This window comes from Lysobacter avium, assembly GCF_015209745.1.
GTDB classification, from domain to species: Bacteria; Pseudomonadota; Gammaproteobacteria; order Xanthomonadales; family Xanthomonadaceae; genus Novilysobacter; species Novilysobacter avium.
This window is the reverse complement of record NZ_CP063657.1, coordinates 2,041,336-2,053,647: the sequence shown is the minus strand read 5'-3', so window position 1 is coordinate 2,053,647 and position 12,312 is coordinate 2,041,336. Positions and strand designations below refer to the sequence as shown.

14 protein-coding genes are annotated in these 12,312 nt (G+C 67.9%); 8 read left to right on the top strand and 6 right to left on the bottom strand.

What is annotated here, in order from left to right; translation table 11 throughout:
* Positions 1–22 precede the first annotated feature (22 nt).
* Entirely contained in the window at positions 23–376 is a 354-nt protein-coding gene (locus INQ42_RS09230) for a histidine triad nucleotide-binding protein (protein WP_194034013.1), read from the top strand.
* A 15-nt stretch (positions 377–391) separates the two neighbouring features.
* On the opposite strand, the gene INQ42_RS09225 is transcribed toward INQ42_RS09230, so the two are convergent.
* The 4 genes from INQ42_RS09225 to INQ42_RS09210 form a co-directional block, all read right to left on the bottom strand.
* The gene (locus INQ42_RS09225; protein WP_194034012.1) at positions 392–877 is read right to left on the bottom strand and encodes a Slp family lipoprotein; all 486 of its coding nucleotides are present in this window, start codon (positions 875–877) and stop codon (positions 392–394) included.
* Positions 874–2,880, bottom strand: coding sequence for a transglutaminase TgpA family protein (locus INQ42_RS09220; RefSeq protein ID WP_194034011.1), 2,007 nt, complete (start codon positions 2,878–2,880; stop codon positions 874–876). Before INQ42_RS09220 ends, INQ42_RS09225 begins: the two co-directional genes overlap by 4 nt.
* The gene (locus INQ42_RS09215) at positions 2,873–3,826 is read right to left on the bottom strand and encodes a DUF58 domain-containing protein (RefSeq protein ID WP_194035840.1); all 954 of its coding nucleotides are present in this window, start codon (positions 3,824–3,826) and stop codon (positions 2,873–2,875) included. The genes INQ42_RS09220 and INQ42_RS09215 overlap by 8 nt, the downstream gene beginning before the upstream one ends.
* Before the next feature lie 63 nt (positions 3,827–3,889).
* Positions 3,890–4,816: an AAA family ATPase gene (locus INQ42_RS09210; RefSeq protein WP_194035839.1), complete on the bottom strand. Its 927-nt coding sequence runs from the start codon at positions 4,814–4,816 to the stop codon at positions 3,890–3,892.
* A gap of 214 nt (positions 4,817–5,030) precedes the next feature.
* Here INQ42_RS09210 and INQ42_RS09205 point away from each other — a divergent pair, with 214 nt between their 5' ends.
* Entirely contained in the window at positions 5,031–6,899 is a 1,869-nt protein-coding gene (locus tag INQ42_RS09205) for a glycosyltransferase family 39 protein (protein WP_407070809.1), read from the top strand.
* 23 nt (positions 6,900–6,922) lie between these two features.
* Here INQ42_RS09205 and INQ42_RS09200 read toward each other — a convergent pair whose 3' ends face one another.
* Together INQ42_RS09200 and INQ42_RS09195 are read right to left on the bottom strand one after the other, a co-directional pair.
* Positions 6,923–7,498, bottom strand: a complete 576-nt coding sequence (locus INQ42_RS09200; RefSeq protein ID WP_194034009.1) for a Maf family protein — start codon at positions 7,496–7,498, stop codon at positions 6,923–6,925.
* Positions 7,499–7,500: 2 nt separating this feature from the next.
* A complete protein-coding gene (locus INQ42_RS09195) occupies positions 7,501–7,863 on the bottom strand; it encodes a hypothetical protein (protein ID WP_194034008.1) in 363 nt (120 codons plus the stop codon).
* A gap of 182 nt (positions 7,864–8,045) precedes the next feature.
* On the opposite strand from INQ42_RS09195, the gene INQ42_RS09190 reads away from it, so the two are divergent.
* The 6 genes from INQ42_RS09190 (at position 8,046) to acpP (ending at position 12,292) form a co-directional block, all read left to right on the top strand.
* The gene (locus INQ42_RS09190; RefSeq protein WP_194034007.1) at positions 8,046–8,582 is read left to right on the top strand and encodes a YceD family protein; all 537 of its coding nucleotides are present in this window, start codon (positions 8,046–8,048) and stop codon (positions 8,580–8,582) included.
* An 82-nt stretch (positions 8,583–8,664) separates the two neighbouring features.
* Entirely contained in the window at positions 8,665–8,859 is a 195-nt protein-coding gene (gene rpmF, locus INQ42_RS09185; protein ID WP_043957651.1) for a 50S ribosomal protein L32, read from the top strand.
* A gap of 209 nt (positions 8,860–9,068) precedes the next feature.
* Positions 9,069–10,049 carry a beta-ketoacyl-ACP synthase III gene (locus INQ42_RS09180; protein WP_193984023.1) on the top strand — a complete coding sequence of 327 codons (981 nt, stop codon included), beginning with the start codon at positions 9,069–9,071 and terminating at the stop codon, positions 10,047–10,049.
* 121 nt (positions 10,050–10,170) lie between these two features.
* The gene (gene fabD / locus INQ42_RS09175; RefSeq protein WP_194034006.1) at positions 10,171–11,109 is read left to right on the top strand and encodes an ACP S-malonyltransferase; all 939 of its coding nucleotides are present in this window, start codon (positions 10,171–10,173) and stop codon (positions 11,107–11,109) included.
* Positions 11,110–11,155: 46 nt separating this feature from the next.
* Positions 11,156–11,902: a 3-oxoacyl-ACP reductase FabG gene (fabG, locus tag INQ42_RS09170; RefSeq protein WP_194034005.1), complete on the top strand. Its 747-nt coding sequence runs from the start codon at positions 11,156–11,158 to the stop codon at positions 11,900–11,902.
* A 150-nt stretch (positions 11,903–12,052) separates the two neighbouring features.
* A complete protein-coding gene (gene acpP / locus INQ42_RS09165; protein WP_036192674.1) occupies positions 12,053–12,292 on the top strand; it encodes an acyl carrier protein in 240 nt (79 codons plus the stop codon).
* The last annotated feature ends 20 nt before the right edge of the window (positions 12,293–12,312 follow it).

The window sequence follows — 12,312 nt, the reverse complement described above, 5'->3', positions numbered from 1 at the left end:
CCGGACCCAATGGAGTAGTGGCATGACTGACGAGACCATCTTCGGCAAGATCATCCGCCGCGAGATACCCGCGGACATCGTCTTCGAGGACGAGCACCTCATCGCGTTCCGTGACATCGCCCCGCAGGCGCCGGTGCACGTGCTGTTCGTGCCCAAGACGCCGATTCCGCGTCTGGACGACCTCACCCCGGATCAGGCGGCGGTGGTCGGTCGGTTGGTCATCGCGGCTGCGGACTACGCGCGGCGGGAAGGCCTGGCCGAGGACGGCTACCGGGTGGTGATGAACTGCAACGACCACGGCGGCCAGACGGTGTATCAGATCCACCTGCACCTGCTGGCCGGCGCGCCGCTGGGGCGTTTTGGCGTGCCGGGCTGAACCGACCGCTGCGACCTACCAGTAGCCCCACCACGGCCACGGCGCCGGTCGCGTGATGACGTCGACGCGCTCCTGGATCGGCCACAGGTAGATCACGTCGGCGGCAACCCGGGGGAAACGGTAATCGTACTCACCGATGCGCCGGTTCTCGTAGCCGTCGATGCGGCCGGTGAAGGTCACCTCGCGGTTGGTCTGGAACAGCGCCGGATCGTAGAAGCCGTCGCGGCAGGCGATGAACCGGCCACCGACGTCATCGGTCGCCCAGTAGGGCCGGCCGTAGACATTCAGGCGGGTGGAAATCATCTCGAAGCAGGTGCGGTTGGGCTGCGGCTCGACCTTCACGATACGGCCACCCCAACGCACCAGGGCGCCGGTGCGGTCGACGCTGTTGGCATCGTGGGGCGTGATCTGGGCGAAATCCCCCTGCAGCGGCTTGGGCTGGCTGGCGCAGGCGGCCAGCAGCAGCGTCGCGAGGACGAGCATGGCGTGACGGATCTTCATCGGTGTTCTCCGTTTCCGGGTGAAGCGGCATGGGGCGGTGACGGCCGGTGGCGACGCAGGGACAGTATCAACTGCCGCGACGCCCGTGCGCTGTCGTCGTCACGTCCAGCGTAGCGCCAACTGCTGAAACGCTGGCTGAGCCGAAGGAGGTCGTCTGCCGATCCCATGTCTGCTTGGGCAACCCGCTTCGCCCACATCGTTGCCGGCTCATCGGGTTCGCGTCCCAGGCCGATGCGGCGGTAACGCCGTTCCAGTGCGTGCCACGCGCGCAGCACCGGGTCGCGCTGGCGTTCCGCCCGCCGCGACAGCCATGCCATCCACAGCAGCGCCGACACGGCCGCCAGACCGAACAGCAAACCCAGGCGGACGCCATCCAGGCGCTCGATCCCCAGCGGCCGCAGCATTCGCGACTGGCGCTCGGCATCGAAGCCCAGCACCAGCTGGTTCCAGCTTTGCCGCAGCCAGTCGGTGGCGTTGAACAGGCGGCTGGCGTCCCCGCCCAGCATGCGTCCGAGCAGGCTGTCGGCCCCCGGGCGGCGGTCATCCAGCGTGTCGTAGATGCGCTCGGGCGCGACCGCGGCGGTCGGGTCGACCCGGACCCAGCCGCGGCCTTCGAGCCAGACCTCGGCCCAGGCGTGCGCATCGGAGCGCCGCACCAGCCAGTAGTCGCCGATCGGGTTGCGGTAGCCGCCGACATAGCCGGTGACCACGCGCGCGGGAATGCCCGCGGCCCGCATCAGGATCACGAAGGCCGAGCTGAAGTGCTCGCAGAAACCTTCCTGCTGGTCGAACAGGAACTCGTCGGCGGCGTGGCGCCCGGCCAGCGGCGTGCTCAGGGTGTAGGCGAATTCGCTCCGGATCCACTGCATGGCGCGGCGGACAATCGCCGCGTCGTCATCGCCAGCGTCGCTGCGCCAGCGCGCAGCGAGCGCCTGGGTGCGCGGGTTGGAACCCGCCGGCAGCGCAAGCGACGCCTGCTGCAGCGGGCCGGCAAGATCCGCCTCGAAGGTCTCTGGCGGGGACGACTGCATCCGCCAGCGCGTCAGCGAACTCAGCGGGAGCGGGGAGAACAGCTCATGGTCATGGCCCAGCCGGCTATCGCCGGGTGCCTCGATGGGGAGTTCAAGCGCGACCATCTGGCGGCGCTCGGTCGGCTCGATTTCGACCTGGTAGTCCCACAGGACGTTGGCGCGGGTCACGGCGGCCGGGGGCAGTCCGGTGGACCGCCGGCTGCGGGTCCACGTGCGGCCGTCGAAGTCGGACAGGACCGGTCCGCGCCAGTACATCTGCGAGGTGGGCGGGGTGGTGCCGAAAAATCGCACCCGCAGTGCCGGGGTGTCGTCGGCCATCAGGTCGATCCAGTCGCCCGGGGACATCTCGTCGGACAGGCCGGTTCGTGCCAGCGTGCGCTCCGGAACGCCCCACAGCGGGGTCGCAAGCCGCGGGAACAGCCAGAATGCGGCCAAAGCCAGCGGCAAACCCAGCAACACCAGTCTAGTCACCGCGCCGAAACGAGCGCGGGTCTTGGTGGCGTCACGGATACCGGACTCGATGTCGGTCAGGCGCAGCAGCGCCATCAGGGCCAAGGCAACGCCCGCCAGTCCCAACAACAGGCTCAACGGCCCCTGGTCGAGGAGGAAGGTGGCGAATGGAGCGAACAGGGCGAAGCCGAGCAGGCTTCGCGCGTCGCGGACCCCCCGGGTTTCGGCCGGCTTCATCGCCAGCATCGCGGCGAGGATCGCGCACCCGGTATCGCGGCCGAAATGCGAGCCCGACAGCGCGATGACGGCGGCCAGCAGGGCCAAGGTGAGCAGCAGGCGCACCAGGGCGTGCAGCGGCTTGCGCCACGAGAGCGCGGCGACGGCGACCGCACTGCCACCGATCAGCAGGCCCAGCGGCGACGGCAATTGCAGCAGCAGCGGCAATACGCAGGCCGCGGCAGCTGCCATGGTCCAGCGTCGGCTGTGCGGATCAAGCGCCACAACGGGTTTGCGCTCAGCCATCGGGCATCAGCGCCAGTGCGCGCAGGCAGTCGTGACGGTGGCCGGGGCTCTGCGAAGGGCCGATGGCGGGCTGCGCAGGCAGCGTGAGGCGGTAACGGCGGCCGTCGCGTTCGGCCTCGTCGACCCAGCGGGCCAGGCGGCTGATCCGTGTCTCGTGCGGCAGGCCGCCAAGGCTGTGCCATTCCAGCACGATATCGGCCCCGGCCGGCTGCTGGTATTCGCGCACCAGCAGGGATTCGTGGCGCGCCGATGGCTTCCACGCGATGGACCGCCGCGAGTCGCCATGGCGGTAGCCGCGCAGGTGGTGGGGATCCTCTCCGCTGGGGTGTAGACGCGCCTTGGCGTCCTCACCGGAGCCCTCGGGCAGGGGCGGGCCGTCGGTCTCCGGGCGCGGGTACACCAGCATCGGAGTCTGTGGCCAGACGTGCGACCACGCCCGGGCGAGGCCGAGCGGATGGCAGGTAGCGATCCGCAGCCGCGGCAGCTCCAGCCAGCCGCGCTGCGACGTCGGGATCAACAACTGCGCCTGACCATTGCCGGGCTGGAGGTCCAGCAAAGCCGGGTCCTCGTAATCCGGATCCAACGCGACCTGGAGGCCGCGCCGTACCCGCCCGTCAACGGCCTTCGCATGCACGTGCAGCAGCATCATCTGGCCGGCAGGCACGGGTTCGGCATCGATCGCGGTCACCGCCAGTCCGCTGAGCTGCAGCTGCGCGGCGACCAGGCTCGCCAGGCCGGTGCCGCCGAGCAGCAGTGCCAGCAGCAGCGCAGGATTGTTGTTGTAGTTCAAGCCGCCCAGCAACATCGTCGCGACGAGGACGGCATAGAACAGGCCGAACCGGGTGGGAAGCACGTAGACCCGACGCCGGTCGAAGGTGACCGGCAGCGGTTCGGGATCGCGCGGTCTGGTGAAGGTCAAGGCCCAGCCGTACACCCGCTTGCGGATTCCGCCCTCGATTGGCACTGGCTCGATCGGCGCCCGTGGCGCGGCTTCTCCCGCCACCGCTGCTCAGTCCACCGCGACGGCGTGCAGGATCGCCTTGGCCAGCGCCGCGTCACTGCCGGCCTCGGCGTCGGCGACCAGCCGGTGCGCCGCGACTGCGGAAAAAAGGGCTTGGACGTCCTCGGGTCGCACATGGTCGCGGCCCAGCAGGAGCGCGTACGCCCTGGCCGCACGCAGCAGGGCCAGGCCGGCCCGTGGCGAAAGTCCGACGCGCACGCCCGGATGGCTGCGGCTGCGGGCCAGCAGTGCCTGCACGTAATCGATCAGCGCTTCGCTGGCGTGCACCCGGTTGACCGCGTCGCGCAGCGCCAACACGTCGTCGCGCGACAGGACCGGCGTCACGGCAGCGATCAGGTCCCGGCGATCCCGCCCGGCCAGCAACTCGCGTTCGGCCTCATGGCCGGGATAGCCCAGCGCGAGGCGCATCAGGAAGCGGTCCAGTTGCGAGTCCGGCAGTGGATAGGTGCCCGACAGGTCGGTCGGATTCTGGGTCGCGATGACGAAAAAGGGCGCCGGCAGGGCATGGGTGGTCCCATCGACGGTCACCTGTTGCTCGGCCATCGCCTCCAGCAGGGCGCTCTGGGTGCGCGGCGGTGCGCGGTTGATCTCGTCGGCCAGCAGCACCTGGGTGAACACCGGGCCGGGGTGGAACTCGAAGTTGCGCGTCGCCGGATCGAAAATCGACACGCCGACGATGTCCGCCGGCAGCAGGTCGGAGGTGAACTGCACGCGCTGGAAGTCCAACCCCAGGGTCGCGGCCATGGCGTGGGCGAGGGTGGTCTTGCCCAGACCCGGCAGGTCCTCGATCAGCAGGTGACCGTCGGCGAGCAGGGCGACGAAGGACAGGCGCACCTCGCGCGACTTGCCCAGCACCAGGCGGTTGACCTGCGTTTGTGCGGCGTCAAGGGATTTACGCAGATGCTCAGGTAGCATGCCCGGCTTCGACACTGCGGCCTCGTGGCCCGGCGTCGGTGTTGATACCGCCATCGTGTTCTCCAGAAATCGTCCCATGTCGTCTGCAGGCGCGTTGGCGGCTGTTGCCGGCCGGCTGCAAGTAGTTCCCCGAGTGTAACTAGGACCCCTGTTGATGCGCGAAACCCCCGCTGTCGATCATCGTCAGTCCGCCGCGGCCGATTACCTGCAACCGCTGCCGGCCGAGCGTTCCGCGTACCGCTGGTTCCTGGTGCTGTTCATCGCGGTGCTGGCGGTCAAGCTGCTGGTTGCCGCGCGCCTGCCGCTGTTCGTCGACGAGACTTTTTACTGGCTGGAAGGCCAGCATCTGGCACCCGCCTATTCCGACCTGCCGGGCCTGACGGCGTGGCTAGCCCGCCTGGGCGTCAGCCTGGGCGGCAATACGGAGCTGGGGCTGCGTCTGCCGTTCCTGATGATTGCCGCCGCGGTGCCCTGGCTGGTGGCGCGGGTCACCGCGCGTGAGTACGGGCCGGTGCACGGCTGGCAGGCAGGCAGTTTCGCGCTGCTGTTGCCACTGGCGGGGACGCTGGGCCTGTTGGCGCTGCCGGATGCAGCGATGGCGCTGGCCACGGTGCTGTGCATCGACGCCGGCGCGCGGTTGCTGCGGCAGGTCAGCGCCGGAGCCTCCCTTGAGCTCGCGCTGGGCCTGACGATCGGCGCATTGAGCCACTACCGCTTTATCGCCGTGATCGGCGTCGGTCTGTTGGCTTTGTTGCTGGTACGCGACGGTCGCAAGGCGCTGCGTGACCCCCGCGTGTGGACTGCGATCGCCATTGGCGCCGCGGCCTGGGCGCCACTGGTGGCCTGGAACCTGGGAAACGCCGATGCCGGGCTGCGCTTCCAGCTGGTGGACCGGCACCCGTGGGCGTTCCACTGGGACGGCATTCTTTTTGTCGTCATCCAGGCACTGATGGTCACCCCGCTGTTGTTTGCCGCGCTGCTGGCAGCGGGTTGGCGGGGCTATCGGGGGGCGCTACCCGCATCGCGTTATTTCGCGCTGCTCGGCGGTCTGCTGGTGCTCGGTTTCTTTTCGCTGGGGTTCTTCGCTGACACCGAGCGGGTCAGCTTCCACTGGCCGCTGCCCGGCTATCTGGCGCTGCTGCCGCTGCTGCCCGCGGTCCTGGCCGCGTGGCCGCGCTGGTTGCGTGGCCTGACCTGGCTGACCGCCGGCCTCGGCCTGGTGATGGTGATGGGCTATTACGTCGCGGTGTCGGTGCCGGACCTGCGCGCGCGCGCGGCGGCGGAGAAGTGGTACCCGTCCAACTTCGCCGGCTGGGACGAGCTGGCCGATGCCGTGCGCCTGGAGCGCGGGCAGATGGGTCCGGACGCGCGCCTGGTGGCGGGCAGTTTCAAGATCGGCGCCGAGCTCGGGTTCGCCCTGGGCGATCCGCGCATCCCCGTGCTGGACCATCCCTTGAACATCAAGCACGGCCGCGCGCCGCAGTTGCAGCTCTGGAACCTGGCAGCAGGGCCACGTGAATCGTGGCCGGCGCAGTTCGGTCAGGCCTGGGCCGACGCGCCGGTGCTGCTGGTGATCGCGTCCAGCGATGTCCAGTACAAACACCTGCTGGAGCGTTATCACCACCTGTGCGGGAAACTGGGGCCGCTGCCGCCACCGCGGGTAGTGAACGTGGACCACGGGCGCCAGCGCTTCCTGCTGTTCCGCTTCGATTCGTCCATGCCGACCGCGGGCAACTGCACCGCCCCGGCGATGGCGTGGATAGACAGCCCCGTCAGCGGTCAGCGGGTGGCACGCAGCTTCGATATCGCAGGCTGGGCGTTCAAGGACGGCGTGGGCCTGGCGCGGGTCGAGGTCACCCTGGACGGCAAGCCGGTGGCGGATGTCGCCTATGGCGCCAGCCAGCCCGGCACCGCCGCGTTCTGGCGCATCAGCAACGATCCCAACCAGCCGCGGGTGGGCTTCAGCGGGCGGGTGGAACTGGGCGCGGATGTCACCACGGGTCGCCACTGGCTGGGCCTGCGCCTGCACGGCGCGGACGGCAGCGTGGAGGCGTGGCCAGAGCAACCGATCGAGGTGCGCTGAGCCAGTCTGCCCGTTTGCCGGGCTCAGGGAACCGCGAAACCGGCGTTGCGCAGCAGGTCGGCGGTGGCGATCAGCGGCAGGCCCACCAGCGCGGTCGGATCGCGCGACTGGATCTCCTTGAACAGGCTGATGCCCAGACCCTCGCATTGGAAACTGCCGGCGCAGTCGTAGGGCTGCTCGGTCTGCAGGTAGCGTTCAATTTCATCGGCGGAAAGCGCCCGGAAGCGCACCGTCGTGATGTCCAGTGACTGCAGCCGGCGGCCGTCATCGTGGCGCAGGCAGACGCTGGTGTGGAAGTGGATGGTCCGCCCGGACATGGCGGTGAGCTGACGCACGGCGCTTGCGTGGTCTCCGGGTTTGCCAAGAATGTGGCCTTCGATATCGGCGACCTGGTCGGAACCCAGTACCCAGGCGCCGGGGAAGCGGGACGCGACCGCGTCGGCCTTGGCGTTGGCCAGCCGGCGGGTCAGGGACGCCGGGAACTCGCCAGGCAAAGGCGTCTCGTCGAGTTCGGGCGACGCCAAGGTGAACGGCACTCGCAGCCGTTCAAGCAGTTGCGCCCGATAGCGCGAGCCGGAGGCGAGGATCAGTGTCGCCACGCTCAGACCTCCAACATGTGCGCTTCCTCGACCCGTTCGAGTTGGCGTTCAATCCGCTCGCGCGCCTGGTCGATCGAGAGGCGGACGCTGTGCATCTCCGCCACCCGCGCCTGCGCGCCCTGCTCACGCAGCCACAGTCGCTGGCGAAGCATTTCCCGCATCGCCTCATGCACCGGATCGGCGTCGCTTTCCCCGGTGACCGCCTCGATCTGTCGACGCGCTGCGCGCAGGCGCGCTTCCAGCGCGTCGGCGGAGTCGAGCAGCCGCTGCATTTCCCGATAGCGACGGCGGCGCAGACCATACCGGACGGCGACAAGCAGGATCAGCGCCGCGGCGATGACGACCGGAAACAGGAGTGGATTCACGGGCAGCGGGCCAGTCGGATGAACGTCCAGTCTGCCCCGCAGTGCTCTCGACGGGCAAACCGGCGGGCAAACGAGGATCGCGCAGCCGGGCGCGCTCGCGGGGTAACCGGGTTCAGGCATACACTGCTCTGCGCCGGCGTGATTTGACACTCCCCCGTGGTATCCCTACCATCGTCCGGCTTATGTCCGCTGACTCAACCAAACCGCCTGTGCCCGAGTTGCTGGATGCGTGGCGCATGGTTTCGGCGCGACGCGGGCTTGAAGGGCGCGCGCCTCTGGCGTCGCTGCCGCGGCTGGCAGGAAGCCTTGTCGACACCGACGGCGAAGTCGCCTACACGCTGGATTTCGGCAGCGACGAGCTGCAGGTACCGTACGCGGAGCTGCATGCGAAAGCCGAACTGCCCTTGTTGTGCCAGCGCACCTTGACCCGCTTCCTGTTTCCGGTCGACGTCGTGCAGCGACTCGGTCTGATCCGTCAGGAAGCCGATGAAGCGGCACTGCCGGAAGGGTACGAACCGTTGTTGATGCCAGCAGACGGCATGTTGTCCGCGCTGGATCTGGTGGAGGACGAATTGATCCTCGCCATCCCGGTGGTACCGGTGAAACCGGGCACCGAGGCGATGGAGGCCGACTGGCCGATTCCCGAAGCCGACCTGGAGCGCGTCAATCCCTTCGCCGCGCTGTCGTCATTGAAGAAAAAACCGGACGACCCGAGTTAGAATTACGGGTTGTTCCTGCGATCCGGCCCGGTTTCCGGGCCATCAACCTGCATATTTTTGAGTTTTTCCTGGAGTTAAGACCATGGCTGTCCAGAAGTCCCGCGTTTCCCCCTCCAAGCGTGGCATGCGCCGCAGCCACGACTCGCTGGGCACCAAGCAGTTGTCCACCGACCCGACCACCGGCGAGATCCATATCCGTCACCACGTGACCGCTGACGGCTACTACCGCGGCAAGAAGGTCATGGACACCAAGACCAGCTTCGTCGACGAAGAATAAGTCCTTCGTGACCGCGTGCCGGATCGCCGGCATGCCGATCGCCTCTGGCGCCACCCGGCGCCGGGGCGATTTTTGTGTCTGTCGTATACGCAAGGCTGAAGGGCGTGATGCGGCCTCGCCGGCTGACCCACGCTTGCGCCTGCGCCGTCAATCGGGTCTGCTAGCTGGGGCGCGGTTCTCCGCGTGAAGGCTTCGAACGCGGAGTGGTGATGACTGAACGTATTTATTCCCGCATTGCGGGCACCGGCAGCTACCTGCCGGAAAGGGTGTTGACCAACGACGACCTGTCCAGGATCGTCGACACCAGCGATGAGTGGATCGCCTCGCGCACCGGTATCCGCCAGCGGCATATCGCCGCGGAAGGGGAGACCACGAGCGACCTGTCCTACCACGCCGCGATGCGCGCGATGGAAGCGGCCGGGGTGGAGGCGTCCGAGATCGACCTGATCGTGCTCGGCACGACCACGCCCGACATCATCTTTCCGTCCACCGCCTGCCTGGTCCAGCATCGCCTCGGCGCCAACGGTTGCCCGGCCTTCGACGTCAACGCCGCCTGCTCGGGCTTCGTCTACGCCCTCTCGATTGCCGACAACTTCATCCGTTCCGGCGCCGCCAAGACCGCCCTGGTGATCGGCGCGGAAACCCTGACCCGGATGCTCGACTGGACCGACCGCGGCACCTGCGTGCTGTTCGGCGATGGCGCCGGCGCGGTGGTGCTGAAAGCCGATTCGGAGGCGGGCATCCTCAGCACCCACCTGCACGCCGACGGCGGCAAGAAGGAGCTGCTGTACAACCCGGTGGGCGTCTCGGTGGGCTTCAAGCCCGAGGAGCACAACGCCGGCGTCAAGGTGATGATGACCGGCAATGACGTGTTCAAGCACGCGGTCAAGGCGCTGGATGCGGTGGTCGAGGAAACCCTGGAAGCCAACGGCATCGACCGCAGCGAGATCGACTGGCTGATCCCGCATCAGGCCAACCTGCGCATCATCGAGCTCACCGCGCGGCGGCTGGACATGCCGATGGAGCGAGTGATCGTCACCGTCGACAAGCACGGCAACACGTCGTCCGGCTCGGTGCCGCTCGCACTCGACGAGGCGGTTCGGTCCGGGCGGGTGAAGCGCGGCCAGCTGCTGTTGCTGGAGGCTTTCGGCGGCGGCTTTACCTGGGGCTCGGCGCTGCTGCGCTACTGAGGACCAGCGCTCGCAGGGAGGCGTGCAGTGGCTCGACTGAACCCTACGCCGCAGTACAGACGCCTTGCCGAGGTGCTCGCGTATCATGGCCGGCTTTGATTGGTCGGCCGCAGCAAACACCATGTCCCCATCCATCGCCTTCGTTTTTCCCGGCCAGGGATCCCAGTCCGCCGGCATGCTCGCCGAGCTTGCCTCGCAGGAGCCGCTGGTCCGGCAGACCTTTGCCGAGGCCAGCCAAGGTGCCGACGTCGATCTGTGGGAGATGAGCCGCGAAGGTGCGGGCGAGCAGCTCAACCAGACCGAATTCACCCAGCCGGCGCTGCTGGCTGCAAGCGTGGCGGTATGGCGCGTGTGGCAGTCCCGCGGCGGCGCGCGCCCGGGCCTCCTGTCCGGGCACAGCCTGGGCGAGTACAGCGCGCTGGTCGCTGCCGACGCGCTGCCGCTGGAGCAGGCTGCTCGTTTGGTACGCCTTCGTGGTCAGTTGATGCAGGCTGCCGCGCCCGCAGGCACCGGCGCGATGGCCGCCATCCTCGGTGCGGACGATGCGCTGGTGGAGGAGGTGTGCTGCAGCGTCTCCGGCCGCGAGGTCGTGGTACCTGCCAACTACAACTCGCCGGGCCAGATCGTCATCGGCGGTCATGCTGCAGCGGTTGATGAAGCCCTGGGGCAACTGGCCGAGCGTGGCGTGCGCAAGACGATCAAGCTGGCCGTCAGCGTGCCCTCGCACACGCCGCTGATGCGCGATGCCGCCGACCAGCTCGCCGAGGCGATGGAGGACCTTGATTGGGCGATACCGACGCTGGGCGTGGTCCAGAACGTCGACGCGCGAACCAACGACTCCGTCGACGCGATCCGTGACGCGCTGGTCCGCCAGCTCTACCTGCCGGTGCAGTGGACGCGCTGCGTGCTGGCGCTGGCCGGGCACGGCGCCACCGCCGTCGCCGAGTGCGGTCCCGGTAAAGTGTTGACCGGACTGGTCAAGCGCATCGACAAGACCCTTGATGCCCGCGCCCTTGGCGCGCCGGCCGAATTCGAAGCCGCCCTGGCGGACTGGAAATAACCCACCCTTCACCGGCACTGCGCCGGTGCGAGTACAGGATCCCTCTATGAGCCATCAGCCCCTCAACGGCGAAATTGCACTGGTCACCGGCGCCAGCCGCGGCATCGGTGCCGCCATTGCCGACGAGCTTGCCGCCCAGGGCGCGACCGTCATCGGCACCGCGACCTCCCAAGCCGGCGCCGATGCGATCGGCGAACGCCTGTCGGCGGCCGGCGGGCACGGCCGGGTGATCGATGTGGTCGACGGCGCCGCGACGCTTACCCTGATCGATGCGATCGGCAAGGACATCGGCCCGATCTCGATCCTGGTCAACAACGCCGGCATCACGCGAGACAATCTGTTGCTGCGGATGAAGGACGAGGATTGGCAGGCGGTCATCGACACCAACCTGAGCAGCGTCTACCGCACTTCCAAGGCCGTGATGCGCTCGATGATGAAGGCGCGCAGTGGCCGCATCATCAACATTGCCTCGGTGATCGGCGTGACCGGCAACGCCGGCCAGGCCAACTATGCCGCCGCGAAAGCGGGCATCATCGCCTTCAGCAAGTCGCTGGCCAAGGAGATCGGCAGCCGCGGGGTGACCGTGAACGTGGTCGCGCCGGGCTTCATCGATACCGACATGACCCGCGGGCTGCCCGACGACAGCCGTGAGGCGATGCTGGGACAGATCGCGCTCGGGCGGTTCGGCGATCCAGCGGACATCGCCCGTGCGGTCGCGTTCCTGGCCGGACCGGCTGCCTCGTACATCACCGGCGAGACCCTGCACGTCAACGGCGGCATGTACATGCCTTGATACCCGATGCATTGAACCGCATGCCTTGATACCGCATGGCGCAGCGCAGGACGCGCAAACCGAAGTGAAAGGGCCTGCCGGATAGTCCGCTGGCCTTCGATTCCACTACACTATTCCATCGAATATCCCGTACGGGAGGAGTAAATACCAATGAGCAGCATCGAAGAGCGCGTCAAGAAGATCGTGGTCGAACAGCTTGGCGTCAAGGAAGAAGAAGTCACCAACAACGCTTCGTTCGTGGACGACCTGGGCGCCGACTCCCTCGATACCGTCGAGCTGGTCATGGCCCTCGAGGAAGAGTTCGAGTGCGAGATCCCGGATGAGGAAGCCGAGAAGATCACCTCGGTGCAGCAGGCCATCGATTACGTGACGACGCACGTCAAGGCGTAATCCGCCCACGCGTTGCGACC